A 26,017-nucleotide genomic window follows, 5' to 3' on the forward strand; every position below is an offset into this window, starting at 1 on the left:
GCAGTGGGAGCGGTGGGACTTGAACCCACATGCCCGAGGGCGCTCGATTTTGAGTCGAGTCCGTCTACCAATTCCGGCACGCTCCCATAAGACTGATGCTATGCGACGAGCAGCCGCGGCACCGCCGAATCAGCCAGCCTGCCGTTGCAATCGGGCACCGCTGGCACCCAGTTTGGCTTCGATCGCGTCATAACCCCGATCGAGATGATTCAAGCCCGAGACCTGGCTTTTACCGCGGGCGGCCAGTGCGGCCAGCACCATGGCGGCTGCGGCACGTAGATCGCTGCCGGTCACCGGGGCGCCGCTCAGTTGGGGCACCCCTTCCACCACGGCCGTGTTGCCCTGCAGGCGGATGGAGGCTCCCATCCGTTGCAGCTCGGCCACGTGCTGCATGCGGTTTTCGTAGATCTTTTCGGTGATCACGCTGGTGCCGCGGGCTGTGGCCAGAAGGGCCATGAAGGGAGCCTGCAGATCGGTTGGGAAGCCAGGAAAGGGCTGGGTGGTGAGATCAACCCCCTGGATGTCGCCCGGCGTGATGGTGATGCCTTCGTCGTCGATCTCGAGATCGCAGCCGCAGTCGCGCAGTTTCTGGAGCACAGCGCTGAGATGTTCTGGCACCACCGGCGCCACCCTCAGTCTGGAGCGGGTGATGGCTGCTGCGAGCAGAAACGTTCCCGCTTCGATGCGATCTGGAATCACGGCGTAGCTGCAGCCATGGAGGGCTTCGACGCCTTCCACGGTGATGGTGGGTCCGCCGGCGCCCGTGATCCGTGCTCCCATGATGTTGAGCAGGTTGGCCAGATCCTGCACCTCAGGTTCCTGTGCAGCGTTTTCGATCACGCTGGTGCCATTGGCGAGAACGGCCGCCATCAGGATCGTTTCCGTCGCGCCCACGCTCGGGCAATCCAGAACGATCGAGGCACCCCGCAGCCGCTTGCCGCGGCCTGGGACGGCAGCCGACACCACCCCATGCTCGACGTTGACCACAGCGCCGAGGGCCTTGAGTCCGCGGATGTGTTCCACCACGGGCCGGGCACCGATGCGACACCCGCCCGGTAGTGGCACCTTGGCACTGCCCAGTCGTCCCAGCAGCGGGCCGATGGCGAAAAAACTGGCCCGGAGGCCGTTCACCAGGTCATAGGGAGGTTCGCCGTGCTGCAGCTGGCCGGCGTGGATCTCCACCGTGGATCCGTTGCGCTGCACGTGCACACCCAGGGCACGCAGGATCTCCGACATGCCGTCGATATCGGTGAGTTCCGGCACATTGCTGAGACGGAGCGGCTCGTTGCAGAGAAGCGCCGCCGTCATCAGCACCAGGGCTGAATTTTTGGCGCCGCTCACCTTCAGCTCCCCGCTCAGGCGATGCCCGCCTTCAATCTCCAGCAGCGGCTTGAGAATCTCCTGAGACACGGGCGCCGCAGCCGGCATAGCTGGAAATCCTTGAGATGTTGGTCACATCTTGACAACGACGTCTGAGACCGTCTAGACGGCCGGCCCTCAAACTGGTTCTCGCTGGCTGGCGGCAGCCGGTGGGGCCGCAGGTCGATGCCGTATGTTCGTCAACGTCGCCTGTGCGACACGCCAGCGGATGTGGCGGAATTGGTAGACGCGCTAGTTTCAGGTACTAGTGGCAGCAATGTCGTGGGAGTTCAAGTCTCCCCATCCGCATTATTTTGTAGGGGAGCCAACGCCGTCCCGCCCATGATTGTCCTCAAGATCTCCAATTCCTCCGAGGTCGTCGCCTCCAAAGTGGGCAAATTCCTTGAATTTCTCACCCCCGACGAGGTCGACCAGAGTGCCGTTGAGGACCAGGTGATCAAGAAGTTGATTGAGAATCTGGCGGCGGAGGGCATCAAAGGTGAGATCGCGGCTGTGCGCGGTCTTGATCTGGAGGGCCAGGAGCTCAGTCTTCACGACGGCATGAAGGTGCGGAAGCACGAGGCGTTCTGACACAGCGTTCTGACGCTTTGATCACCAGCCGACGCAACCCACTGGTGCGGAGGTTGCGGTCCTTGGCTCAGCGGTCCGGACGGGAACAGGAGGGTCTGCTCCTCTTGGAAGGGGCCCATCTGCTTCAGGAGGTGCTGCGCAGCCAGTCGCCCCAGACCGGCCTGGAGGTGATCGTGACGCCCGCCTGGCTCGAGGCCCATCCCAATGCCCTGAGCGCGTGGGAGGGGTCAGTGCGCTGGCATCACGTCTCCGATGAGGTGCTGCAGGCGGCGTTGTCGACCCTGCACCCTGATGGTGTGGCTTGCCTGCTGCCCCTCGAGGCCCTGCCGGAGCCTCCCGGGCACACCAGTTTTGTGCTCGCGCTCGATCGTGTGCAGGATCCAGGCAATCTCGGCACCTTGCTGCGCACGGCTCTGGCGGCCGATGTGGAGCTGGTCCTGCTGGCCTCCGGCGCCGATCCCCTCAGTCCGAAGGTGGTGCGCAGCTCCTCCGGTGCGGTGCTCACGCTGGCTCAGGAGCGCCTGGGGCCCGAGGAGCGGCAGGGGGTGAGGGCTCTGGCGGAGCGTCTCCAGGATCTGCGCTGCGATGGCCTGCAGGTGGTGGCCACGCTGGTGCCGGATGCCTCCGCTCCTGTGGAGGTGCTGCCCTACTGGGAACTCGACTGGACCCGACCGACGGCCCTGGTGCTTGGCAACGAGGGATCAGGGCTGCATCCGGAGTTGCTTGCCTGCTGCAGCCATGGCGTCACCCTCCCCCACAGCCCGCGGGTGGAATCCCTGAATGTGGCCGCGGCTGCGGTGCCGCTCCTGTTGGAACGCCGACGGGCGACAATGACCGCTCCACGCAGCTGACCGGGTGAGCGACGCCACTTTCGACTTCGATGTGATCGTGATCGGTGCGGGTTACGGCGGTTTTGATGCCGCCAAGCACGCTGCCGAGCACGGCCTGAAGGTGGCGATCATCGAAACCCGCGACATGGGCGGTACCTGCGTCAATCGCGGTTGCGTGCCCTCCAAGGCCCTGCTGGCGGCCAGTGGTCGGGTGCGGGAGCTGGCGGATGCCGACCATCTCGCCGGCTTTGGCATTCATGCGGCACCGGTGCGCTTCGAGCGCCAGAAGATCGCCGACCATGCCAATGCTCTGGTTGCCACGATCAGAGCCAATCTCACCAAGACCCTGGAGCGGGCCGGCGTCACGATCATCCGCGGCAAGGGCCGCCTGGAGGGAAGCCAGCGTGTGGGGGTGCGGGAGGTCAGCGGTGTGGATCGGGTGCTGACGGCCCGCGATGTGATCCTGGCCACCGGGTCCGATCCATTCGTGCCACCGGGGATCGACACCGATGGGCGCAGTGTCTTCACTAGCGATGAGGCTGTGAATCTGGAATGGCTGCCCCGCTGGATCGCGATCATCGGCAGCGGCTACATCGGCCTGGAGTTCGCCGATGTGTACACCGCTCTTGGCTGTGAGGTCACGATGATCGAGGCGTTGGATCGGGTGATGCCGACGTTTGACCCCGACATCGCCAAAATCGCAGCCCGCAAACTGATCGATGGCCGCGATATCGAGGCCCGCTCGGGGGTGCTGGCCAAAGCGATCCGCCCCGGTTCTCCCGTTCAGATCGAGTTGGTCGACATGGACACCCGCGAGCCGGTGGAGACGCTGGAGGTGGATGCGGTGCTGGTGGCCACCGGGCGTGTGCCCAGCAGCAAGGATCTCAATCTTGAATCGGTCGGGGTCGAGACCCAGCGAGGCTTCGTACCGATCGACGACAGCATGCATGTTCTGGTGCATGGCCAGCCCTTGCCGCACCTCTGGGCTGTGGGTGATGTGACCGGCAAGTTGATGCTGGCTCACACGGCGGCCGCCCAGGGCACCGTGGCCGTCGACAACATTCTTGGCCATGGCCGCACCATTGATTACCGCAGCATCCCGGCGGCCACCTTCACCCACCCTGAGATCAGTTCCGTGGGGCTGAGCGAAGCCGACGCGAAGCAGCTGGCTGCCGATCAGGGCTTTGAACTCGGCGTGGTGCGCTCCTATTTCAAAGCCAACACCAAGGCCCTGGCGGAATTGGAAAGTGATGGTCTGATGAAGCTTCTTTTCAACAAGACGAGCGGAGAGGTGCTGGGTGCCCACCTCTATGGCCTGCATGCCGCCGATCTGATTCAGGAGATCGCCAATGCGGTGGCCAGGCGCCAGAGCGTGACGCAGCTGGCCCAGGAGGTGCACACCCATCCCACCCTGAGTGAACTGGTGGAAGTGGCCTACAAGCAGGCTGCAACAGCGCTGGGGGCCTGAGTCATGGAGATCCGTCGCCGTCCTCCCAATCCCCGCATTCAGGTGGCCCACCTGGAATACGCCATTCCCCATGAGGAGAGTGAGCCCCGTCACATTCTTGAGAAGATCGTTTGGGAGAAAGATCGAGAGATCGCCACAGCCAGGGAGCGCATGCCTCTGGAGCAGCTCAAGAGCAAGGTCGCCCAGCTGCCTCCAGCCAAGGATTTCCTTGCTGCCCTGCGCTCAGCACCTGTGGCACCGGCGGTGATCGCCGAGGTCAAAAAAGCCAGCCCCAGCAAAGGGGTGATTCGAGACGATTTCGATCCCGTGGCCATCGCCCGTGCCTATGCCGCCGGCGGGGCCAGCTGTCTATCGGTGCTCACCGACAAAACCTTCTTTCAGGGTGGCTTCGACGTGTTGGTGGAGGTGCGCGACAGCGTTGATCTTCCCCTTCTCTGCAAGGATTTCATCCTCAGCCCCTATCAGCTGTATCAGGCCAGGGCCGCTGGAGCCGATGCTGCCTTATTGATCGCGGCCATCCTCAATGACCAGGATCTTCGTTATCTCCGCAAGGTGGCCGCAGCTCTGGGGCTGACGGTGCTGGTGGAAGTTCACGACGCCAAGGAAATGGAGCGAGTGCTTCAGCTCGGTGGATTTCCCTTGATCGGCATCAACAATCGCGACCTCACCACGTTTGAGACCAACCTGGCCACAACGGAACGGTTGACGACAGAGTTTGGCGATCGCCTCAAGGAGCAGGGTGTGCTCCTGGTGAGTGAATCAGGGTTGTTTGAGCGCTCCGATCTGGATCGGGTCCAGAGTGCAGGAGCGGCTGCTGTGTTGGTGGGAGAGGCGTTGATGCGACAGGCCGACGTCGAAGCCGGCCTGCGCACGCTGCTTCAGGGCTGAGACAAGCTCAGCTCTTCTGCCAGCACTGTTGGGGGTTGCTGGTGGTCAGCAGCATTCCCTGAATCGGAGTGGTCGTGGTGTGCAGGGTGTAGCTGAATTCGCTCGGCCGCACACCGCTCGGCCGTGCACACACGAAGGTGGCACCGCTGGTGTTGGTGGTGGGCACCGTGCTGATGTTGTACAGCTTCAGCAGATTGACCATGGCGGCGTCGTAATTGACCTCCGCCTGGTTGTTGCCCAGGAACAACTGGGAACGGCTGGCACCACAGCGGGTTTTGGAGGTGGTGACCTGGGGATAGAGGGCCTTGGAGGTGTAAGTCACATCGCAGAGCATCCCCTTGGAGGTGTTGCTCGGTCCGCTGATCGCCAGGATCGCCACCGACTGGGGCGTGGCTTCACGCACAAACACGGACTTGGGAATCAACCCCTTCAGGTCGATCGCCTTGGCAGCAGGGCTCAGGGCCGTGATGGCACTGAAACCGGCGCCGCCGAGGGCGATCGCAAAGGCGCAGGAATGGAGGGCAGAACGCATGGGCGCGGTGATCTTCAAGAACGGTGGAATGGAGTCGGATTCAGGCGGCGGCCAGATTGGCGGCCACGAAATCCCAGTTCACCAACTTGTCGAGGTAGGTGCTGATGTAATCGGGGCGGCGATTCTGGTAGTCGAGGTAGTAAGCGTGCTCCCAAACATCCATGGTGAGCAGGGCCTTCTGACCATGGGCCAGGGGCAGGTCGGCGTTGGCGGTTTTGGTGATCTTCAGGCTGCCGTTGTCGAGCACCAGCCAGGCCCAGCCGCTGCCGAACTGCGTGGCACCAGCCGCCTTGAACTGCTCCACAAACGCGTCGTAGCTACCGAAGTCGGCGTTGATCTTCTCCAGCAGGGCGCCGCTGGGCTGGCCACCGCCACCGGGCTTCATGCACTGCCAATAGAAGCTGTGGTTCCACACTTGGGCGGCATTGTTGAACACACCGGCCTTGCTGGCATCGCCAGCCACGGCGGTGATGACCTCCTCCAGGCTCTTGCCGTCAAGATCGGTGCCTTCAATCGCCTTGTTCAGATTGGCGACGTAGGCGTTGTGGTGTTTGCCGTGGTGAAACTCCAGGGTGGAGCGGGAAATGTGCGGCTCGAGCGCATCGAGGGCGTAGGGCAGAGCAGGAAGGGTATGGGCCATGGTGAAGGCGTCCGGGCGGCGGGATCCTAACGGCCCTTCACCTCCAGCAGTTCCACGTCGAAGATCAGGGTGGCGTTGGGAGGAATCACACCACCGGCACCGCGGCTGCCGTAGCCGAGATCGGGGGGGATCACGAGCTTGCGCTTGCCACCCACCTGCATGCCCTGCACGCCTTCATCCCAGCCTTTGATCACCCGACCGGCGCCGAGAGGGAAACTGAAGGGGGTGCCGCGGTCGTAGCTGGCATCAAATTGCGAGCCGTCTTCGAGGCTGCCGCGGTAGTGCACCACCACGGTGTCGCCTGGGCTCGCCTCGGCTCCGGTGCCCACCACCACATCGGTGATGCGCAGACCGCTGGCCGTGAGACGGGATTTCTCCACATCCATCGGGCCGCCGAGGGCGGAGGCATCAGCTTGGGCGATGTCGGCGGGCTGGGTCGGGTCAGCAGGCTGGGTCGGGTTAGCAGCCATGGCAAAAAGGGTGGGGTTGGGATCGTCTGGATCGAGCTCCATCGGTGCTGAAGCCGATGCGCTGCTGGTGGCGATGGCCGGGGCTGTGAGGCTGGTGCTTGACGCACCGGGGGCGGCGGCAGCCACGGTGGAGGGCGCCACGATCTGACTGATCAGGGCCACCATCAGGCAGGCCACACAGACGGCGGAGCTGATCAGGATGTCGCGCACGACGGCTCAAAACAAACGTGAGCCTGATTGTGCCAGGTTCACTCCTGACGGTCGCGTTGGCGCAGCTGCTGTTCCAGGCGGTCGATGCGGCCGCGCAGTTCATCCAATTCCTTCTGGCTGGCCAGGCCGAGATCCTGCAGCAGATTGTCGCGGTTCCGCTCGAGGTTGCGGCCCATCTGCTGTTCGAGCTCAGGCGTTTCACCTCGGAGCGCCTTGAGCACATCATCCACCAGGGCGGAGGCATGGGAGGGATCCAGCCGGCCGCTGCTCACCCACTCCTGGGTGACATAGCGGAGGCGATCCGCCACCAGCGTGGTGGTGCCAAGGCCGCGCAGCAACAGCTGCTGAAGGGGGTTGGCGCTCTCCATGGCAGATCCTTGGCCGGGTTGACTTCAGGATGGCGATCTCCCTCCCCGTTGACCATGGGCGATGACCGATCCATGGCTGTCCTCCAGGCGGCCAGCGGTGGTGTGCTGGCGGGCCTGGCCCTCAGCCTCCATGGCGGCTGGTGGCTCGGGGGGCCGCTCTGGATGACGCCGGCCCTGGCCCTGCTCTGGTCGGTGCTGCGGCAGCCATTCGCAGCGGCGCTCTGGGGCGTGGTGGCCGTGCTGGTGAGCCATCGCTGGCTGCTTGCGCTCCATCCGCTCACCTGGATCGGTGTGCCCGCCCCCCTCAGCCTGCCGCTGGCGACACTGATCTGGTTGTTGTGCGGTCTCGCGGCTGGGGTGCTGGTGGGGCTCTGGGCCTGGCTGGCGACGCTGACTGGACGCAGGCGCTTGCCGGCCGCTGTTCTGCTTGCCGGTTGCTGGGGGTTGGCGGAGGTCGGTCTGGCGCGAACGCCCCTCTTCTGGATTGGCGTGGGCGGCTCGCTGCTGCCAGCCGATCCCTGGCTGGCGGGTCTGGCGCGCTGGCTCGGTGCCGGCGGCCTGGCGGCGCTGCTGCTGCTGCTGGGGTGGTGGCTCTGGCGCCTGGTGCGACTGGTGCAGCTGGGGGCCAGAGGGCAGCGATCCACCCTGCTCGCGGGGCTGGTGCTGCTGGTGCTGGCCCATGGCTTGGGTGGATGGGAGCACCGGTGGGTGCCCACGGCTGAGCCGGCGCTGAGCGCCCCTCACCCAGTCGCCCCCTGGCGCGTTGCCCTGTGGCAGCCGGCGATTCCCACCCGGGAGAAATTCCTCACCGAGCAGCAGCTCCGGCTGCCGGCCCGGCTGGATGCTGCGCTGGTGGAGGCGGCGCGGGCGCAGGCGGATTGGTTGGTGGTGCCCGAGGGCACCTTGCCCCTGCAGGGACGCCTGCAGGAGCCAGCCCCCCTGCCCCTACTCACGGGGGGCTTCCGTTGGCACCGCGGCCGGCAACGCAGTGCCCTGTTGCTGATCCCTGCCGGTGCGCGTCAGCCGATCGATGCGATCGATAAGCATCGCCTTGTGCCCCTCGGGGAGTGGGTGCCGTCCTGGCTTGGCGCCGGTCCGGGCTTGTCGGCGGTGGGGGGGCTGGAGCCCGGGTCGCCTGCGCGCCTCTGGCGCTGGAAAGGGCCACCGGCGGCGGTGGCGATCTGCTACGAGATCAGCAATGGTGCGGCCCTGGCCAGGGCCGTGGCCGATGGTGCCCAGTGGCTGCTCACGATCGCCAACCTGGACCCCTACCCCGTGTTGCTGCAACGCCAGTTCCTGGCCCTGGCCCAACTGCGCAGCGTCGAAACCGCCCGACCCCTGCTCAGTGCTGCCAACACCGGACCCACCGCAACCGTGGCGGCCACAGGAGAGGTCCGTTGGTTGCTGCCTTCTGGAGCGGCGGCGGTGGCGATCGCGCCCCTGGTTCCCACCGATGCCCTCAGTGCCTACGTGCGCTGGCGCGAGGCGCCTCTGGGTTGGCTCACCCTGCTGGCGGCGCTGCTGGTGCTGCGGCAGCGTCTGGCTGGATCAGGCCCCCGCCCAGCAGCCGTTCCCCCGAGTAGAACACCGCCGCCTGACCCGGGGTGATTGAAAACTGTGGCTCCGCAAAGTCGAGCCGACAGCGGTGGGGGCGATCCGCCGCCGCATCGGCTTCTTGGGCCGGCAAGGGGGTCAGGCGTGCCGCAACGGCACCGCTGCGGTAGCGCACCTGCACCTCCACCTCGATCGGATGTTGTGGCTCAGGGATCGAGACCCAGTTCACGGCGCCCACCACCGCGCCGGCGCGGGCCGCATCGCGGCGGGGAGCCACCACGACTCGATTCAGGGCGCCATCCAGTTGGACCACGTGCAAGGGCTCACTCCAGGCCACCCCCAGGCCCTTGCGCTGGCCGATGGTGAAATGTTCGATCCCATCATGCTCGCCCACCACGGTGCCATCCCGCAGCACGATCTCTCCCTGGCGCGGCGCCAGGTAGGTGTCGAGAAAAGCCCGCATCGAGCCGTGGTGATCCGCCAGGCAGAGGTCCTGGCTCTCCGTTTTCTTGGCGGTGCGGAGGCCGTGACGTGCCGCTTCGAGGCGGGTGTCGCTCTTGGTGAGCTCCCCCAGCGGAAACACCAGCCGGCCGAGCGCCTCCTGGGGCAGGTCGTAGAGGAAATAGCTCTGGTCTTTGTGGCTGTCGCAGCCGCGCAGTAATTGGTGGCATCCGTTGTCGCTCTGGGCGCCATGGCGGATGCGGGCGTAATGGCCCGTGGCGATCCGCTCAATGCCCCGTTCGTCGAGAGCCCACTGCAGCATTGGGCCGAATTTCACCTCCCGGTTACAGCGGGAGCAGGGCAGCGGCGTGATGCCCTCGCCATACCCCTGCACGAGGAAATCAACGATCTGCTCCTTGAAATGGGCGCGGAAATCCACCACGTGGTGGGGAATGCCCAGTTGGTCGCAGATCCCGGCCGCATCCACCAGCCCTTCGGCGCAGCAGGCTCCCTTGCCGCTCATCAGCCAGAGGGTGAGCCCTTCCACCTGCCAGCCCGCCTCCACGAGCAGAGCCGCCGTCAGCGAGCTGTCGACCCCACCGGATAAGCCCACAGCCACCCGATGCTCGCCCGGCCAGTGGCGCAGGTTGGCGAGGGCCTGATGCCCTGCCTCGGTGACCGGAGCTGAATCCATGGGCGACGGCACTGGATCTCTCCATAGTGAGGTCCCGCCTGCCCGTTCGTGACCTGGCCCCGTCCCGATGTTGCCCATTGGCTGGTGAGGTGCGAGCGGATGGCGGCCCTCGAACAGGATTGGCTGGCCAGTGGTCTGCCGGTGCCGTCCTTGATGGAAAAGGTGGGGTTGGCGATGGCCGCCTGGCTGCTCGAGCGCCCCACGTGGCTGAACGCCGGCGTGCTGGTGTTGGTGGGCCCCGGTCACAACGGCGGCGATGGCTTGGTGGTGGCCCGGGAACTGGCGCAGGCCGGTGTGGCGGTGCGGCTCTGGCTGCCGTTGCCGATTCGGGCGTCTCTGACCCAGCAACACCTGGACCATGCCCGCTGGCTTGGGATCCCCGTCCTCGAGACGGCTCCCGATCCCGCCGATCCGGCCCTCTGGATCGAGGCCCTCTTCGGTCTTGGCCAGAGTCGGCCTCTGCCGCAGGCGCTGGCTTCCCTGCTGCGCCGGCGGCAGCAGCAGCGCCCCCATCAGCTCGTGAGCCTGGATCTCCCCGCCGGCCTGGATGGTGATCACGGTCATGCCCTCGATGGTGAGGCGGCGGTGGCGCGGGCCACCCTCACGGTGGCCTTGATCAAGGAGGGGTTGGTGCAGGATGCGGCCCTGGAGCATGTGGGCGAGCTTCACCGCATGGATGTCGGCTGGCCCGATCGCCTGATGCCTGATCCGTCCACCCCCCTGCTGCTCGGGGTGAGACCGGAGGATCTCCAAGACCTCGCCTGGCCCCAGCCGCCTTGTTCGGCGATGAAATACCAGAGGGGTCGGGTGCTGGTGATCGCAGGCAGTGATCGCTATCGCGGCGCGACGCTTCTGGCGCTCAGGGGAGCGCTGGCCAGCGGTGTGGGCAGCCTTCAGGCGGTGGTGCCAGAGGCGGTGGCGCAGACGCTGTGGCAAGTGTTGCCGGAAGTGGTGCTGGCTGGAGCTGCAGGCCCTGCCGCTGAGGCTGGGCGGCTCTGGCCCGAGGCCGTCGCAGCCCTCGATCTGAGTCGTTTTGACGCGGTGTTGCTCGGGCCCGGGCTGGGCCCTGGTTCTCTTGACTGGGATCGGGCCGCGGCTCCCCTGCTGGTCTTCCCCGGCGTTCTCGTGCTCGATGCCGATGGCCTGAATCAGCTCGCTGCATCGTCCGGGGGCTGGCGCTGGTTGACCCAGCGGCAGGGACCCACCTGGCTCACGCCCCATGCCGCGGAATTCCGGCGTCTTTTTCCCACCCTTGCGCTGTCGTCTCCCGTCGCGGCAGCCCGGGAGGCCGCCACCTGCAGCGGTGCCGTGCTGGTGCTCAAGGGTGCGCACAGCGTGATCGCCGCGCCGGATGGCAGCGCCAGGCAGTTGCTCCACACCGACCCCCATGTGGCCCGCACCGGTCTGGGGGATGTGTTGGCAGGATTCGCGGCTGGCTGGGCGGCGCAGCGACCGGCCATGACCTGGGGGGCGGAAGCGTTGGCGGCAGCGGTGGCGCTGCATGCGGAGGCGGGGCGCCGTTGCAGGGCGTCAAGTACCGCTGGGGATGTGGCCCAGGCCCTGGCCAGGTTATGCCGACGGCAACAACGGCAAGCCGGTTGAGAGCGGCAGGCTCAGGCGCTTCTGTGTCGTTTTCCTTTCATGAATCTGAAGGGTTGCTGAAAACACATCGCCATTGCGATTTTTCATAAGACAGTTCTGCCACGAACAGTGCGGCAGACATCCCATGGCATCCCTGGCAGCCGGTCTTGCTGAATCCCAGCGTCGTCGGAGCAGTGACCCGATTAGTTGGTATCTGGCGACGATTGGCAGGATTCCTCTGCTCACCCCCGCTGAGGAAATTGAGCTCGGCAATCAGGTGCAGGAAATGATGCGCCTCACCGAAGACGGCACTCTGGCTCCGGATCATGACGGTTTCAGCTCCCATGATCGCCGCATGATCCGCGTCGGCAAACGTGCCAAAGAGCGGATGATGAAAGCCAACCTTCGTCTTGTCGTGAGTGTTGCGAAGAAATATCAGGGCAAAGGATTGGAGTTGCTGGATCTCATCCAGGAGGGATCCCTTGGCTTGGAGCGTGCGGTTGAAAAATTTGACCCCACGCGTGGCTACAAGTTTTCCACCTATGCCTTCTGGTGGATTCGCCAGAGCATGACCCGGGCGATTGCCTGTCAGTCGCGCACGATTCGCCTGCCGGTGCATCTGAGCGAACGCCTCACCACGATTCGCAAGGTCAGCCTCGATCTCGCCCACAAGCTCGGTGCGATGCCCAGCCGGGTGGAGATCGCCGAGGCGATGGACATGCCCCTGGATGAGCTCGATGCCCTGTTACGACAGGCGCTCACCACCAGCAGCCTCGATGCTCCGGTCAATGGAGAGGAGGGGCGCAGTTTTCTGGGGGATCTGATCGCGGATACGTCGCACGACGAGCCCCTCGACAAGGTGGAGCAGAGCATCCATCACGAACAGCTCGGTCGCTGGCTCAGCCACCTCAGCGAACAGGAGCAGTATGTGCTGGGTCTGCGCTTCGGCCTCAATGGCAACGAGCGCCACACCCTGGCGGAGATCGGTCGTCTGATGGAAGTCTCACGCGAGAGGGTGCGTCAGGTGGAGCTCAAGGCCCTGCGCAAACTGCGCAATCTCACCCGCAGGATGCCGAGCCTCTGAGGTTCAGTCCTCCGCCCAGATGTATCGGGTGAGTTCGGCCCCGTCGGGCTCGGGCGCGGCGAGCGCGAAGTCAACGCAGTCCTGCACTTCGGCATCGATGTCTTTTTCGATCGCGCGCAGGTCGTCGCTGGTCACCAGACCGGCAGTCACCAGATCGCGTTCCAGGGCTTTGAGAGGGTCCCGCTGGGCCCAGAACTGTTTCTCCGCTTCCGCTCGCAGCTCGTCAGGGTCGGCGAGCGAGTGGCCGCGGAAGCGATAGGTGAGGCACTCCAGCAGGGTGGGGCCTTCCCCGGCCCGGGCCCGCTCCAGGGCCCGTTGGGTGGCGGCGCGCACCGCCAACACATCCATGCCATCCACTTCTTCGCCGGCCATGCCGAAGGCAGCAGCTTTGCGCCAGATCTCCGGATCGCTGGTGGCTCGGTCGTGGGCCATGCCGATGGCCCACTTGTTGTTCTCCACCACAAAAAGGATCGGCAGCTTCCAGAGCTGGGCCATGTTCAGGCATTCGAAGAACTGGCCGTTGTTGCAGGTGCCGTCTCCGAAGAAAGCTGCTGTGACGGCATTGCTGGAGGCGTCACCCAGGGCATCGCGCTTGTAGCGACTCGTGAATGCGGAGCCGAGTGCCACGGGAATCCCCTCCCCGATGAAGGCGAAGCCACCGAGAAGGTGATGCTGCCTGGAGAAGAGGTGCATGGAGCCACCGCGACCCTTGCTGCAGCCGGTTGCTTTGCCGAAGAGCTCACTCATCACCTCCCGGGCCGGCACACCGGCGCTGAGGGCATGCACGTGGTCGCGATAGGTGCTGCAGAACCAGTCGTGCTGCCGCTTCATGGCGCCGATCACCCCGGTGCTCACAGCCTCCTGGCCGTTGTAGAGGTGCACGAAGCCAAACATCTTGCCCCGGTAATACATCTCGGCGCACTTGTCTTCGAAGCGCCTGCCCAGGGTCATGTCGCGATACAGCGCCAGGCCGGTGTCCCGATCAACCTCGGCCCGCTGGGCCGTCACCAGCGACGACAACCGCTCGGCATGGGGCCCTGCCAGGGAGGCTGTCGCGGTCGTGGGATCGCTGTTCACTGCGATGTTCTGACTCATCCCCAGGCCCGTATCGATGCGCAACTTTAAGGGGCAGCCCACATCCAATGGGCAAAAACCCAGACACTGCCTACAGTCTGCAGCCAATAGCACCGGTGCCGGTGGATTTGCCGATCGATCATTTCCGTCTGCTCGGTGTCAGTCCGTCGGCGGAATCCGAAACGATCCTGCGCACGCTCCAGCTGAGGATCGATCGCTCTCCCGATCAGGGATTCACCCACGAGGGTCTGCAACAACGCGCCGACCTCCTGCGCCTCTCTGCCGATCTGCTCACCGATCCCTCCCGGCGTCGCGACTATGAGGCGGCGCTCATGGAACTCGGGCGGGATCACCCTGGCGAAACCGCTGGCCTGGAAGTGGCGTCGAGTCGTGAAGTGGGCGGACTCATCCTCCTGTGGGAGGCCAACGCCCCCCATGAGGCGTTTCAGCTGGCGCGTCAGGCCCTGCAGCCTCCGCAGGCCCCTGCCCTGGGCAGTGGCCGGGAAGCCGATCTCGCCCTGCTTGCCGCCCTCGCCTGCTTGTCAGCCGCCGAGCAGGATCAGGAGCAGCGCCGTTATGAATCAGCTGCCGGGCTGCTGGGGGAGGGGCTTCAGCTGCTGCACAGGGTCGGCAAATTGCCGGATCAACGCCTGGTGCTGGAGCAGCGCCTGGAGCAGCTCAAGCCCTATCGCATTCTCGACCTGCTCAGTCGCGATCTGTCCGAACAGCAGGCCAGGAGCGAGGGGCTCGATCTTCTCGATCAGCTGGTGAAAGACCGGGGAGGCCTGGAAGGTCTGAATCAGGGTGAGATCGGCCTCAGCCAGGGGGAGTTTGAGCTGTTTTTCCAGCAGATCCGCCGTTTTCTCACCGTGCAGGAGCAGATCGATCTGTTTGAGCGCTGGCAGGGGCTGGGGTCGAGCGATGCCGCGTTCCTGGCGGTGATGGCGTGCTCTGCCGCCGGCTTCTCCCGTCGCAAGCCCGAGCGTCTCGATGAAGCGCGTCAGCGCTTGCGTGATCTCCCCCTGGAGGGTCTCGACACCCATCCGCTTCAGGCCTGTCTGGATCTGCTCCTTGGCGATGTGGATCACGCCATGACCCAGATGCGGGCGAGTGCCGATTCTGAGTTGCAAACCTGGCTCAAGCGCCACCCCGGCGATGATCTGGCGGCTCTTTGCGATTACTGCCGCTCCTGGTTGCGTCGGGATGTGCTGCCCGGCTACCGCGATGTGGATGCCGATGCGGTGGATCTGGAGGCCTGGTTCGCGGATCGCGATGTGCAGGCCTTTGTGGAACGCCTGGAGAGGGTTCAGGCTCGCCGGCTCGGAGGGCCGGCGGAGACCTGGTCACCGACCGACCCCTATCCCGCCTTCCCCCTCGACCCTGACGGCATGCTCCCCCTGGCGATCCCTTCACCCCCCAGCGCTGCGGTCGACAGTGGTGTTGAGGCGGGTGGTGTTGAGGCGGTTGGCGCTGAGCTGGATGGAGAGGCGACGCCGTCCTGGCGCGAGCGCTTCCAACTCGATCGGTTCAGTCCTGCCCGCGTTCAGGTCGGCCGACCGTGGCTGATCGGATCGGTGCTGTTTGTGCTTGTGGTGGCTGTGGCGGCGGCCTTTGCCCTGGTGGGTCTGCGCCGTGAATCGGAAGTGGAGTCGGAGTCGCCAGCGACACCGCCGCCATCCACGCCCGTGCAGGCCAGCTTGAAGCCGGAGGCGGATCCGGCTCCAGCTTCCTTGAAGCCGCTCGAGGCGGACGCCCCCAATGAGGCCCAGCTGCAGACGCTGTTGCAGGCGTGGCTGGATCGCAAGGCTCGTGTGTTGGCAGGGGGTTCCCGGGCCGACGCCCAGCTGGCCACGGTGGCCCGCGATGGCCTGATTCAACAGCTGGAGGCCGAACGGCAGGCGGATGCGGCGGCAGGTGCCCGCCAGACCGTGGAGGCGACGATCACGTCAGTTGAGGTGGTCAGTCGCTCCCCGCAGAGGATTGAACTGCGTGCCCGGGTGGCTTACAGCGATCAGCGCCTGGATGCCGCCGGCAAGGTCATCGAACGCACGCCTCCCACCACCCTCCCGGTGACGTACATCCTCGGTCGCGATGGCCGCACCTGGCGCCTGCACGCCTACATCCCCGGCTGAGTTCCGCCCCGGTGATTCCAAACGATTGGAGGGGGATGCCGATCGGTTGGAGGCGGCTTTTTACGATCGGAGCTGCGTCTTCCAGGATCCCCTTCCATGTTCGATGAGCTGTCAGCCCGCTTTGAAGATGCGGTCAAGGGGCTGAGGGGCCAGGACAAGATCTCCGAAACCAACGTGGAGGGTGCCCTTAAAGAGGTGCGCCGTGCCCTCCTGGAGGCGGACGTGAGCCTGCCGGTGGTGAAGGACTTCGTCGCTGAGGTGCGTCAGAAGGCCGTGGGCGCCGACGTGGTGCGCGGCATCAGCCCGGATCAGAAGTTCATCCAGGTGGTGCACGATCAGCTGGTGGAGGTGATGGGGGGCGGCAATGCGCCGCTCGCCCGGGCGGAGCAGGCGCCCACCGTGGTGCTGATGGCGGGCCTGCAGGGCGCTGGTAAAACCACGGCCACCGCCAAGCTGGGCCTCTACCTCAAGGATCAGGGCCGCCGGGCCTTGATGGTCGGTGCTGATGTGTATCGCCCCGCTGCCATCGATCAGCTCAGAACCCTCGGGGAGCAGATCGGGGTGGAGGTGTTCAGCCTCGGCGCGGAGGCGAAGCCGGAAGACATCGCCAGTGCCGGTCTGGCCAAGGCCAGGCAGGAGGGGTTCGACACCCTGTTGGTCGACACTGCCGGCCGCCTCCAGATCGACCAGTCGATGATGGACGAGATGGTGCGGATCCGTTCCGCCGTGCAGCCCGATGAGGTGCTGCTGGTGGTGGATTCGATGATCGGCCAGGAGGCGGCTGAGCTCACGCGGGCCTTCCATGAGCAGGTGGGGATCACCGGTGCGGTGCTCACCAAACTCGATGGCGATTCCCGTGGCGGCGCCGCCCTGTCGATCCGCAAGGTGAGTGGTCAGCCGATCAAGTTCATCGGCACCGGCGAGAAAGTGGAAGCGCTGCAGCCCTTCCATCCGGAACGGATGGCCAGCCGGATTCTGGGCATGGGGGATGTGCTCACCCTTGTGGAGAAAGCCCAGAAGGAGGTGGAGCTGGCCGATGTGGAGAAGATGCAGAAGAAGTTGCAGGAGGCGTCGTTTGACTTCTCCGACTTCCTGCAGCAGATGCGTCTGATCAAACGCATGGGCTCCCTCGGTGGCCTGATGAAGATGATCCCGGGCATGAACAAGCTCGATGACGGCATGCTCAAACAGGGTGAGCAGCAGTTGAAGAAGATCGAGGCGATGATCGGCTCGATGACCGTCGCCGAACGTCAGCAGCCGGAATTGCTCGCAGCCCAACCCTCGCGTCGGCGCCGGATCGCCTCCGGCAGCGGCCATTCCCCCGCCGACGTGGACAAGGTGCTGGCTGACTTCCAGAAAATGCGCGGCTTCATGCAGCAGATGACCCGAGGTGGTGGCATGCCGGGCATGCCTGGGATGGGGGGAGGATTCCCTGGTATGGGGGGATTTCCAGGGATGGGTGGCCCCGGCGGCGGCATGCCTGGCATGGGGGGCATGGGAGCCCGTGGCGGTCGTGGTGGTCCGCCCCGCCGTCAGCGCCCGGCCAAGAAGAAAAAAGGCTTCGGAGAGCTCTGACGGGTCGCAGGGTATGGTGGCTGTTTGGCGCGCGATTCAGCATCAGCGCCGACGTCCACCCATCCACGCAGCGCCACGATGATCAAGCTCCGCCTGAAGCGGTTCGGTAAGAAGCGGGAAGCGAGCTTCCGCCTTGTGGCCTGCAACAGCACGTCACGCCGTGACGGACGTCCTCTCCAGGAGCTCGGGTTTTACAACCCCCGCACCAAGGAGACCCGTCTGGACACGGAGGGGCTGCGTGCCCGCCTCAGTCAGGGAGCCCAGCCCACCGATGCGGTGCGCTCCTTGCTGGAAAAAGGTGGTTTGATCGAGGCCAAGGTGCGCCCGGCTGAGATCGTCGGCAAGGCCAAGCAAGCGGCAGCCCGTGAAGCGGCAGCCAAGCAGGCCGCCAAGGAAGCGGCTGAAGCCAAGGCGGCAGCTGAAGCCGAAGCCAAAGCCGCCGCTGAGGAGGCGGCCACCGGCGCTGCCGAAGGCGGCGAGAGCGGCGAGGCCTGATTGTTGATGTCCGAAGCTGCCGCATCGGGACGCTTCGTTGTTGATCTACCCCATCCCGAGGCGGCGCTGGCCCTGTCAGGCCCCTCGGATCAGACCCTGCGTCAGCTGGAGGCCCTCACCGGTGTCTCCCTGGTGATGCGGGGTCTTCAATTAGATATCACCGGACGGCCCAGTCAGCTCGAACGCGCTGCAGCTGTGGTGGAGCTGTTGCGGTCGTTCTGGCAAGAGGGAGACGCGATCTCGACGGTGGATCTGCAGACGGCGCTTCAGGCCCTCGATACGAATCGCCGTCAGGACCATCAGGCCATGGGGCAGCAGGTGCTGGCGCGCTCCCAACGGGGGCAGCTGCTGCGGCCGCGCACCCTGCGCCAGAAGACCTATGTCGAGGCGATGGAGCGCCACGATCTCACCTTTGCGCTTGGCCCTGCCGGCACCGGCAAGACCTTCCTGGCCACGGTGTTGGCGGTGCGGATGCTCAGTGAACGCAAGGTGGAGCGACTGATCCTCACCCGTCCGGCGGTGGAGGCCGGTGAGCGGCTCGGCTTTCTTCCCGGGGATCTGCAGCAGAAGGTGGACCCCTACCTGCGCCCTCTCTATGACGCTTTGCATGCCTTGATGGGGGCGGAGAAAACGGCGGCTCTGCTCGAGAAAGGCGTGATCGAAGTGGCGCCTCTGGCTTACATGCGCGGCCGCACCCTGGCGGAATCCTTTGTGATTCTCGATGAGGCGCAGAACACCACCCCTGCCCAGATGCGCATGGTGCTCACCCGTCTGGGCGAGCGCTCCCGCATGGTCGTGACCGGCGATATCACCCAGGTGGATCTGCCTCCAGGGCAGTTGAGCGGCCTGGTGGAGGCGGCTGAGGTGCTGGATGGCGTTGAAGGCGTGGCGGTGTGTCGCCTCACCGCTGCCGATGTGGTGCGCCATCCCTTGGTGCAGCGGGTGGTGGAGGCCTACGCCCGTCGTGACAAAGGCCGCGCCCGGCGCGGATGAGGGGATCCGCACCGACGCAGCCAGCGCCGCCCCGTCAGGACTGGCAGAGTGAGGAGGTCATGTGATCTGGGGCGCCATGCCAGCCAGCAGCAATTTCCAGGAAGCGATCCGCGAGGCCCAGTCGAGTGCCCTCGTCGGCCCCAATGTGGTGAACAAGGCCTTGCCCTACGTGGGGGGCGGCATGGTGCTCACAGCCGGAGGCGTGCTGGGCGGGATGGCCACCATGGCCTCGATCGGTTTCCAGGCGTTCAACACGATCTCTCTGATCGCGATCATCCCCTGGTTCATCCTCTTCTTCGTGGCTCAAAACGCCGCGAACAAGGCCAACAACGGCACGGCCCTGCCGCTGATGGCCACCTTCAGTCTGCTCACCGGATTCACCCTCACCGGCCTGGTGGTCCAGGCGATCGCCGTTGCCGGTGCCGCTTCGATCGGCATCGCCGCTCTGGCCACCGGCATCACCTTCGCGGTGGCTTCAGTGGCCGGTCGTCGGATGAGCGACAGCGTGGGTCAGGCCCTCAGCGCCGTGGTCGGCCTCGGTCTGATCGGTCTGCTGATCGCCATGGTGGGCCTTTTCATCGCCGGCTTCTTCGTGCCCGGCATCTTTGCGGCCACCAACCTGGCCATCGCCGGCTTCGGCACGGTGTTGTTCGTCGGTATGGCCTTTGTCGACTTCTACACCATGCCCCGCACGTACCGGGATGACCAATACCTGGCTGGTGCTCTGGGGATGTATCTCACTTACATCAACCTGTTCATCTTCATCCTGCGCTTGATCATCGCCCTGCAAGGCGGCGGTCGCCGCGACTGATCGCCATCTCGCGTGGGTTGGGCACCCACTCGGGCGGCCCTCCGCTTCTGACCCCGGTCGCTTGACCGGGGTTTTGCATTTCAGGCTGTGACAGCACCCGGACGTTTCCAGGTTGGCTCGCTGGATTAGGAGCGCTTAGTGACAAGTGGATGGCCCCCAGTCTTCAGCGCCGCGAAGCCGATCAGCGGATCCAATTCATCCTGCGGCTTGCGATTGCGGCGGCCTTGGGCGGCTTCCTCTTCGGGTATGACACGGCGGTCATCAATGGGGCCGTGTCCTCGATTCAGGCCACATTCAACGCCTCGGCGATGGGGCTCGGTCTGGCGGTGTCGTCAGCCTTGCTCGGTTCAGCCGCTGGTGCTCTCGGAGCCGGCTGGCTGGCGGATCGCATCGGTCGCCGGCGCAGCATGTGGCTTGCGGCGGTGCTCTTCATCGCCAGTGCGGTCGGGTCCGCCCTGGCACCGACGCTGCGCGATCTGGTGATCTGGCGTGTGATCGGTGGTGTGGCCGTTGGTTTTGCCAGCGTTCTGGCGCCGGCTTACATCGCTGAGATTTCTCCGGCCAACTTGCGGGGGCGCACCGGTTCGCTGCAGCAGTTGGCAATTGTGGTGGGGATTTTTATCGCGCTTCTGTTTGATTACGTGATCGTGCTGGCCACGGTGGATCAGGAGCCGCTCTCCAGTGTGGGCCCGCTGCCCGCCTGGCGCTGGATGTTGATGTCTGAGCTGATCCCGGCGTTGTTGTACGGCGGCATGGTGCTGAGGATTCCCGAAAGCCCTCGCTATCTGGTTCAGATCGGTTGCATTGAGCATGCCCGCGAGGTGATTCTCAAGACTCTGGGTGAACCCACCCAGGAGGTGATTGATCGCATTCAGGCCAGCCTCGGCCATCGCAATGGTGGACAGATTCAGGATCTGTTCTCGAAGCGTTCCCTGCTTTTGCCCGTGGTGTGGACTGGCGTGCTGTTGGCGATCTTCCAGCAATTCGTTGGCATCAACGTGATCTTCTACTACTCCAGTTCTCTCTGGAAGGCGGTGGGATTCAGCACCACCGACAGCCTCAGCATCACGGTGGTGACGTCGATCACCAATGTGGTCACCACATTTTTGGCGATTGCCACGATTGACCGCCTCGGGCGGCGGCCCCTGCTGCTGGCTGGCTCCGTGGTGATCACGATCAGCCTGGGATTGATGAGCTGGACGTTTGCCGGCGCTCCGATTGTCAACGGCGAACCGCAGCTGACCGGCGCCGCCTCGTTGGTGGCCCTGATTTCGGCGAATGTGTTTGTGTTTGCCTTCGGTTTCTCCTGGGGGCCGGTGATGTGGGTGCTTTTGGGTGAGATGTTCAGCAATCGCATCCGCGCCCTGGCCCTGGGGCTCTCCGCCACCGTCAACTGGCTGGCTAATTTCCTCATTTCCACCACCTTCCCCGTGTTGCTCCAGTCATCGGGGCCTGCGCTCGCCTATGGCTTGTATGCCACAGCTGCAGCGATCTCCTTCTTCTTCGTGTTGTTCATGGTGCGGGAAACGAAGGGGCGTGAGCTGGAAGACATGGCCTGACCCTGATGTCAAAATCACAGGCACCTCGGCCCCAACGCTGGGCCTCTCTCCTGGCTCTGATCCTGGCGACTGGAGCGCCATGGCCTGGTTCATCGCCCAGCCTCGCCGAGGAGGTGGATGCATCAGAGCCAGCCAAGGAAACAATCAACAACACCCCCCAGCCCTGGCTGCAGAACTGGCTGGACATGCCCGATTGGATGGCGATCTCCCTGGGATACGTCAATGAAATCAACGGTAATCCATCCGGTGGTTTGCAGCAAACGGCCACCTACACCCACAACATCTCGCTCAACACGAGTTATTCTAGCGGCTATACGCGACCCGTTGATCAGTGGGGCGAAATTGATCACTGGAAACTGGTGGCCAATCTGTCGCAGCGTTCCGGCACCAGCCTGTCGCAGAAGATTCCCAATGCATTGGCCGTGCAGCAGATCTTTGGCTATGGCCAGACTTTTCGGCTGGCGGGCCTTTGGGTGGAGCGCGGTCAGCAAGAGAGCGGTTTGCTCACCCTCAAGTTGGGCAAGATTGCCACGTTTGATGATTTCGCCTCGTCGCCATTGTATTGCTATTACACCAACAATGGCTTCTGCGGTCAGATCTGGGGCATTCCCAATTCCTTGCCCGTCGCCGCCTATCCGGCCAACCAATATGGCGCTGTTGTGCATGTGGGTGATCGCAAGCGCGGCACGCTGCGCTATGGCCTTTATCAGATCAATCCGGAGGGATTTGAACCTGGATATCACGGTGCCGACTTTCAGATCAGCTCCTCCAATGGCCTGGCCCAGTTTTTGCAACTCGACATCCCCTTCGCACCGGCGGGCACGATTCCCCTGAAGTGGATGGCCGATGGCCGCTTGCAGCGCGTGCCGGAGGATGAGAAAGACCTCGATTATGTGTCCGGTCTGCCGGCTCCCGGTTTGCAGCTTGGTGGTTGGTTGGGGCGTTGGGATTTCCCTCTGTTGGAGAACAGTGGCCGCACCGCGTCTCAGAACAACGGGGTGTATGGCCTGGTGGCGGTGCCGCTGACGCTCGGGGGGCTGGCCTTGGATGGTCGTCTCTGGGCCAACCTGGCCTATGGCTTCAACCCTGATGTGCAGACCATTCCTGTGAACTATGCCGGTGGCTGGGTGGGGAAGGGTGTGTTTCGCAACCGTCCGAATGACGCGCTCGTGATCGGGTTTTCCCATGCCGGTTGGAGTTCGGACATGCCCACGCCACAGGTGTGGGAGTCGGTGATCGAATTGGGGTATCAGGTGGCGATCGGCACCAATGCTTCGATTCAGCCCAACCTCCAATACGTGTTCAATCCCAGTGGCACCGGTGCGGTGCCCGATGCCTTCGTGTTGGGGGTGCAGATGACGTTGTTGTTTTGATCTGGTTCGATCAGTCGGCGACGGCCTCCACCGCTTCCCGGATCGCCTGCTTCTGCCGCTCGTCGTAGCCCCAGCGCTCCAGGAAGGCCAGGTCGTCGCCTCGGCTGTGATGGGCCGCCTCGAGCAGGGTCTCGAGACGTTCTTTCACCTGGTGGGGATCGAGTTGACGCAGCAACTCGCAGCAGCGGGCATTGACCCGTTCCGAACCTGCGGCCTGGGCGTCGTCGCCATTGTTGCGATGGTGCACCACCATCGCCGCACTCATCGCCAGGTTGCGAGCGGTGAGGTCCACAACCCCTTCTCCTGCTTCGCGCAGTTGGATCACGAGGGGTTCCGGCAGGCGATCCATCAGGGCGCTGTCGCCGGCGAGGCTCACCACGAAGAAGCCGCGAGCCCCATCGCGACTGGCCACCAGCTCCGCCACCCGATCGGCCAGAACTTCGTCGCTGATCTCCTCCCCATCCCACTGTTGCAACCAGCTGGCGGCGATTTCGATCGCCTGCTGAAAGGTGGGTTCGAGCGCGCTCATGCTCTGCCATCACTGCGGATGTCAGCCTATGGGCAACGGGTTCGCTTGCAAGCGATGCTGAAGCCATGGATCTCACCCCCGGCTCCCAGACCCCTCATCGCTCTGGCTTCGTCGCCCTGATCGGACGCCCCAACGTGGGCAAATCCACCCTGGTGAATCAGCTGGTGGGAGACAAGGTGGCGATCACTTCGCCGGTGGCCCAGACCACGCGCAACCGTCTGCGCGCCATCCTCACCACCCCCGAGGCCCAGCTGATCCTGGTGGACACCCCAGGCATCCACAAGCCGCATCATCTCCTTGGCGAACGCCTGGTGCAAAGCGCCCGATCCGCCATCGGTGAAGTGGATCTGGTGCTGCTGCTCCTGGAGGGGTGTGAAGCCCCTGGTCGTGGCGATGCCTTCATCATCCAGTTGCTGCAACAGCAGCGCCTGCCGGTGCTGGTGGTGCTCAACAAATGGGACCGGGTGCCCGCAGAGCGCAGGCCGGAGGCCGATCTCGCCTATCGGGAGCTGCTGGAGACCCCCGACTGGCCCGTGCACCATTGCAGCGCCCTGAGTGGAGCCGGTTGCCCGGAGCTGGTGCAGGCGATTGCGGCTCGCTTGCCCGAGGGGCCCCAGCTCTATCCCGCCGACATGGTGAGCGATCAGCCGGAACGGTTGTTGATGGCCGAACTGATCCGCGAGCAGGTGCTGTTGCAGACCCGTGAGGAGATCCCCCACAGCGTGGCGGTGCAGATCGATCGGGTGGACGAGATGCCGTCGAAGGGAAAGGGCAAGTCCTGCACCGCCGTGCTCGCCACCGTGCTGGTGGAGCGCAAGAGCCAGAAGGGGATCCTGATCGGAAAAGGAGGAGCGATGCTGAAAACGATCGGCCAGGGTGCCCGTCTGCAGATGCAGACCCTGATCGATGGGCCGGTGTATCTGGAGTTGTTTGTGAAAGTGGTGCCCGACTGGCGCAGCAAACCGGCGCGCCTGGCCGAACTCGGCTATGGCGTGGAGTGAGGCGGGGGACCCACGGCTGAGAAGATGGCGGCATGAGCGATCTCCCCTTCCCTCCTGCTGATCTCGGTGCGTTCCTGCAGCTCTGTGACGGCCGCTGGATGAGCCTGCGCAGCCTTGTTCAACTCGACGGCAGTGACGACTGGCACAGCAGTGAGCGGGGAGAACTGGTGATGCAGAGCGCGCAGGAGGGGGCGGATGGCGGCGCCAGTTTGATGGTGTGCGCTGCGGATGGGCGCCAGCTGGCTGCCATGCACTTTGCCCCAGGCGGTGTGTTGACGCTGGCGGCAAGCCCGACGGATCAAACCGGCCATTGGCAGCTGCATGGCGATGGCTGTCTGGAGCTGACTGTGCCCGGCGCAGATGGCGCCAGCCTGCGCGAGCGGATCTGGTTCACCAAGGCGAACTTGCGCCTGCGCAGCACCACCTTGGTGGATCAGGACGGCACACCGCGTCGGGCCAGTTTCTGCTCGGAGATCCGCCGGGTCACGGCCCCTCAGGGCTGAGGGGATGGCTGGGTTGCGCCTCGATGTGGTGACCCTGGCGCCTCAGGCGTTTGCGCCGTTGCTGGAGCTGGGGGTGATCGGTCGGGCCTTTGCCGCGGGGCGTGCGGAGTTGCACCTGCACAACCCGCGCGATCACGCCACGGATCGCTACCGCAAGGTCGACGATGAGCCCTACGGCGGCGGCGCCGGCATGGTGCTGAAGCCGGAGCCGGTGTATGCCGCTGCTGAGGCGATCCCGGTGTGTGGGCGGCGGCGTGTACTGCTGATGACACCCCAGGGTCAGCCCCTGCGGCAGGCCGACCTGCAGCGCTGGTCGGAGGCGTGCGATCAATTGGTTTTGCTCTGCGGCCACTACGAGGGGTTTGATGAGCGGATCCGCGCCCTAGCGGATGAGGAGGTGTCGCTGGGGGATTTTGTGCTCACGGGCGGTGAGCTGCCGGCGATGACGATCATCAACGGGGTGGTGCGCCTGCTGCCGGGCACGGTGGGGACGGCCCACTCCCTGGTGGAGGAGAGCCACAGCGATCTCCTGTTGGAGCATCCCCACTACACGCGGCCTGCTGATTTCCGGGGGATGGCCGTGCCCGAGGTGCTGCGCAGTGGGGACCACGGAGCGATCGAGCGCTGGCGGCAGGCCCAGCGCGAACAGCGCACGGCGGAGCGCAGACCCGATCTGCTCACCCGCTGGCGCCAGCAGCAACAGCAGGCGCAGCAGTAGGAAGCGCAGCAGTTGGGCCGCGGTTCATCGAGAATGGTGCTCTCGACCAGGTCCCCATGCAACTTCGGATCGGCAACGGCTACGACATGCACCGTCTGGTGCCGGGCCGGCCCCTGATCCTGGGGGGCCAGAAGCTGGAGCATCCCGATGGCCTGGGTCTCGATGGCCACAGCGATGCCGACGTGCTCGTGCACGCGATCATGGACGCCCTGCTCGGGGCGCTCTCTCTGGGCGATATCGGCCAACACTTCCCCCCGGAGGATCCCCGCTGGAGAGGGGCCGACAGCCTGGTGCTGCTGGAGCAGGTGGTGGCCTTGGTGCGGGATCGTGGTTGGGGGGTCGCCAATGTGGATTCGGTGGTGATTGCTGAGCGCCCCAAGCTCAAACCCCATATCGAGGCGATGCGCCGTGCCATCGCCATGCGCCTTGGCATCGCACCGGAGCAGGTGGGGGTGAAAGCCACCACTAACGAGAAGCTCGGCCCCGAGGGGCGGGAAGAGGGAATCTCCGCTCAGGCGGTCGCGCTGCTCCAGGCCCTGTGATC

The 26,017-nt window shown here is 64.8% G+C and carries 26 protein-coding genes and 2 tRNA genes; 19 read left to right on the plus strand and 9 right to left on the minus strand.

The genetic code is table 11. From position 1 onward, the window contains the following. Positions 1-4: 4 nt before the first annotated feature. Together SynRS9909_RS03755 and murA are read right to left on the minus strand one after the other, a co-directional pair. Positions 5-86 (minus strand) — tRNA-Leu (locus tag SynRS9909_RS03755). 43 nt (positions 87-129) lie between these two features. Further along, positions 130-1,428 carry a UDP-N-acetylglucosamine 1-carboxyvinyltransferase gene (gene murA / locus SynRS9909_RS03760; protein WP_007100403.1) on the minus strand — a complete coding sequence of 433 codons (1,299 nt, stop codon included), beginning with the start codon at positions 1,426-1,428 and terminating at the stop codon, positions 130-132. A 156-nt stretch (positions 1,429-1,584) separates the two neighbouring features. Here murA and SynRS9909_RS03765 point away from each other — a divergent pair. From SynRS9909_RS03765 to trpC, 5 genes are all read left to right on the plus strand, one after another. After that, a tRNA-Leu gene (locus tag SynRS9909_RS03765) sits at positions 1,585-1,668 on the plus strand. Between the two features lie 33 nt (positions 1,669-1,701). Then, complete coding sequence (locus SynRS9909_RS03770; protein WP_007100402.1) at positions 1,702-1,950, plus strand: hypothetical protein; 249 nt, start codon at positions 1,702-1,704, stop codon at positions 1,948-1,950. A 17-nt stretch (positions 1,951-1,967) separates the two neighbouring features. Then, positions 1,968-2,801, plus strand: a complete 834-nt coding sequence (locus SynRS9909_RS03775) for an RNA methyltransferase (RefSeq protein ID WP_007100401.1) — start codon at positions 1,968-1,970, stop codon at positions 2,799-2,801. 4 nt (positions 2,802-2,805) lie between these two features. After that, the gene (gene lpdA, locus SynRS9909_RS03780; protein ID WP_007100400.1) at positions 2,806-4,248 is read left to right on the plus strand and encodes a dihydrolipoyl dehydrogenase; all 1,443 of its coding nucleotides are present in this window, start codon (positions 2,806-2,808) and stop codon (positions 4,246-4,248) included. Positions 4,249-4,251: 3 nt separating this feature from the next. Continuing rightward, positions 4,252-5,136: an indole-3-glycerol phosphate synthase TrpC gene (gene trpC, locus SynRS9909_RS03785; protein WP_007100399.1), complete on the plus strand. Its 885-nt coding sequence runs from the start codon at positions 4,252-4,254 to the stop codon at positions 5,134-5,136. Positions 5,137-5,143: 7 nt separating this feature from the next. Here the strand turns inward: trpC and SynRS9909_RS03790 are convergent, their stop codons facing one another. The 4 genes from SynRS9909_RS03790 to SynRS9909_RS03805 are packed head-to-tail and all read right to left on the minus strand — an operon-like array spanning position 5,144 to position 7,356. After that, a complete protein-coding gene (locus SynRS9909_RS03790) occupies positions 5,144-5,668 on the minus strand; it encodes a hypothetical protein (RefSeq protein WP_007100398.1) in 525 nt (174 codons plus the stop codon). Positions 5,669-5,708: 40 nt separating this feature from the next. Further along, complete coding sequence (locus tag SynRS9909_RS03795; protein ID WP_007100397.1) at positions 5,709-6,308, minus strand: superoxide dismutase; 600 nt, start codon at positions 6,306-6,308, stop codon at positions 5,709-5,711. Positions 6,309-6,334: 26 nt separating this feature from the next. Then, positions 6,335-6,988 carry an FKBP-type peptidyl-prolyl cis-trans isomerase gene (locus SynRS9909_RS03800; protein ID WP_007100396.1) on the minus strand — a complete coding sequence of 218 codons (654 nt, stop codon included), beginning with the start codon at positions 6,986-6,988 and terminating at the stop codon, positions 6,335-6,337. Positions 6,989-7,026: 38 nt separating this feature from the next. Then, positions 7,027-7,356, minus strand: coding sequence for a phasin family protein (locus SynRS9909_RS03805; protein WP_007100395.1), 330 nt, complete (start codon positions 7,354-7,356; stop codon positions 7,027-7,029). Positions 7,357-7,410: 54 nt separating this feature from the next. Here SynRS9909_RS03805 and SynRS9909_RS03810 point away from each other — a divergent pair, with 54 nt between their 5' ends. Beyond that, complete coding sequence (locus SynRS9909_RS03810; protein WP_007100394.1) at positions 7,411-8,964, plus strand: apolipoprotein N-acyltransferase; 1,554 nt, start codon at positions 7,411-7,413, stop codon at positions 8,962-8,964. Here SynRS9909_RS03810 and mnmA read toward each other — a convergent pair. Further along, positions 8,858-10,045 carry a tRNA 2-thiouridine(34) synthase MnmA gene (gene mnmA, locus SynRS9909_RS03815; RefSeq protein ID WP_038000781.1) on the minus strand — a complete coding sequence of 396 codons (1,188 nt, stop codon included), beginning with the start codon at positions 10,043-10,045 and terminating at the stop codon, positions 8,858-8,860. The two genes, SynRS9909_RS03810 and mnmA, sit on opposite strands and share 107 nt — an antisense overlap. Before the next feature lie 48 nt (positions 10,046-10,093). Between mnmA and SynRS9909_RS03820 the strand changes: the two genes are divergently transcribed. Both SynRS9909_RS03820 and SynRS9909_RS03825 read left to right on the plus strand, forming a co-directional pair. Further along, on the plus strand, positions 10,094-11,647 hold the full coding sequence (locus SynRS9909_RS03820; RefSeq protein WP_007100391.1) for a bifunctional ADP-dependent NAD(P)H-hydrate dehydratase/NAD(P)H-hydrate epimerase: 1,554 nt from the start codon (positions 10,094-10,096) through the stop codon (positions 11,645-11,647). A 124-nt stretch (positions 11,648-11,771) separates the two neighbouring features. After that, positions 11,772-12,710, plus strand: a complete 939-nt coding sequence (locus tag SynRS9909_RS03825; protein ID WP_007100390.1) for an RpoD/SigA family RNA polymerase sigma factor — start codon at positions 11,772-11,774, stop codon at positions 12,708-12,710. Between the two features lie 3 nt (positions 12,711-12,713). Here SynRS9909_RS03825 and pdhA read toward each other — a convergent pair whose 3' ends face one another. Next, a complete protein-coding gene (gene pdhA, locus SynRS9909_RS03830; protein WP_007100389.1) occupies positions 12,714-13,805 on the minus strand; it encodes a pyruvate dehydrogenase (acetyl-transferring) E1 component subunit alpha in 1,092 nt (363 codons plus the stop codon). Positions 13,806-13,852: 47 nt separating this feature from the next. On the opposite strand from pdhA, the gene SynRS9909_RS03835 reads away from it, so the two are divergent. The 7 genes from SynRS9909_RS03835 (at position 13,853) to SynRS9909_RS03865 (ending at position 22,722) form a co-directional block, all read left to right on the plus strand. Further along, a complete protein-coding gene (locus SynRS9909_RS03835; RefSeq protein WP_007100388.1) occupies positions 13,853-15,916 on the plus strand; it encodes an ARC6/PARC6 family protein in 2,064 nt (687 codons plus the stop codon). Between the two features lie 96 nt (positions 15,917-16,012). Further along, positions 16,013-17,491 (plus strand): signal recognition particle protein, encoded by a 1,479-nt coding sequence (gene ffh / locus SynRS9909_RS03840; protein ID WP_007100387.1) that lies wholly within the window; start codon positions 16,013-16,015, stop codon positions 17,489-17,491. A 78-nt stretch (positions 17,492-17,569) separates the two neighbouring features. Then, on the plus strand, positions 17,570-17,986 hold the full coding sequence (gene rpsP, locus SynRS9909_RS03845) for a 30S ribosomal protein S16 (RefSeq protein WP_007100386.1): 417 nt from the start codon (positions 17,570-17,572) through the stop codon (positions 17,984-17,986). 6 nt (positions 17,987-17,992) lie between these two features. Next, positions 17,993-18,979, plus strand: coding sequence for a PhoH family protein (locus SynRS9909_RS03850; protein WP_007100385.1), 987 nt, complete (start codon positions 17,993-17,995; stop codon positions 18,977-18,979). Positions 18,980-19,055: 76 nt separating this feature from the next. Then, positions 19,056-19,790, plus strand: a complete 735-nt coding sequence (locus SynRS9909_RS03855) for a Bax inhibitor-1 family protein (RefSeq protein ID WP_007100384.1) — start codon at positions 19,056-19,058, stop codon at positions 19,788-19,790. 149 nt (positions 19,791-19,939) lie between these two features. Continuing rightward, positions 19,940-21,349, plus strand: a complete 1,410-nt coding sequence (locus SynRS9909_RS03860; RefSeq protein WP_007100383.1) for a sugar porter family MFS transporter — start codon at positions 19,940-19,942, stop codon at positions 21,347-21,349. A gap of 5 nt (positions 21,350-21,354) precedes the next feature. Beyond that, positions 21,355-22,722 carry a carbohydrate porin gene (locus tag SynRS9909_RS03865; protein ID WP_007100382.1) on the plus strand — a complete coding sequence of 456 codons (1,368 nt, stop codon included), beginning with the start codon at positions 21,355-21,357 and terminating at the stop codon, positions 22,720-22,722. Between the two features lie 10 nt (positions 22,723-22,732). Here SynRS9909_RS03865 and SynRS9909_RS03870 read toward each other — a convergent pair whose 3' ends face one another. After that, positions 22,733-23,251 carry a hypothetical protein gene (locus SynRS9909_RS03870; RefSeq protein ID WP_007100381.1) on the minus strand — a complete coding sequence of 173 codons (519 nt, stop codon included), beginning with the start codon at positions 23,249-23,251 and terminating at the stop codon, positions 22,733-22,735. 65 nt (positions 23,252-23,316) lie between these two features. On the opposite strand from SynRS9909_RS03870, the gene era reads away from it, so the two are divergent. From era to ispF, 4 genes are read left to right on the plus strand one after another with little or no spacing between them, the layout of a single operon-like run. After that, a complete protein-coding gene (gene era, locus SynRS9909_RS03875; RefSeq protein ID WP_007100380.1) occupies positions 23,317-24,252 on the plus strand; it encodes a GTPase Era in 936 nt (311 codons plus the stop codon). 32 nt (positions 24,253-24,284) lie between these two features. Next, entirely contained in the window at positions 24,285-24,755 is a 471-nt protein-coding gene (locus SynRS9909_RS03880) for a phycobiliprotein lyase (RefSeq protein ID WP_007100379.1), read from the plus strand. A 4-nt stretch (positions 24,756-24,759) separates the two neighbouring features. After that, positions 24,760-25,473 (plus strand): tRNA (guanosine(37)-N1)-methyltransferase TrmD, encoded by a 714-nt coding sequence (gene trmD / locus SynRS9909_RS03885; RefSeq protein ID WP_007100378.1) that lies wholly within the window; start codon positions 24,760-24,762, stop codon positions 25,471-25,473. Between the two features lie 56 nt (positions 25,474-25,529). Continuing rightward, entirely contained in the window at positions 25,530-26,015 is a 486-nt protein-coding gene (ispF, locus tag SynRS9909_RS03890; RefSeq protein ID WP_007100377.1) for a 2-C-methyl-D-erythritol 2,4-cyclodiphosphate synthase, read from the plus strand. Positions 26,016-26,017: the final 2 nt, after the last annotated feature.

It is taken from the genome of Synechococcus sp. RS9909 (assembly GCF_014279595.1).
Classification (GTDB): Bacteria; Cyanobacteriota; Cyanobacteriia; order PCC-6307; family Cyanobiaceae; genus Synechococcus_C.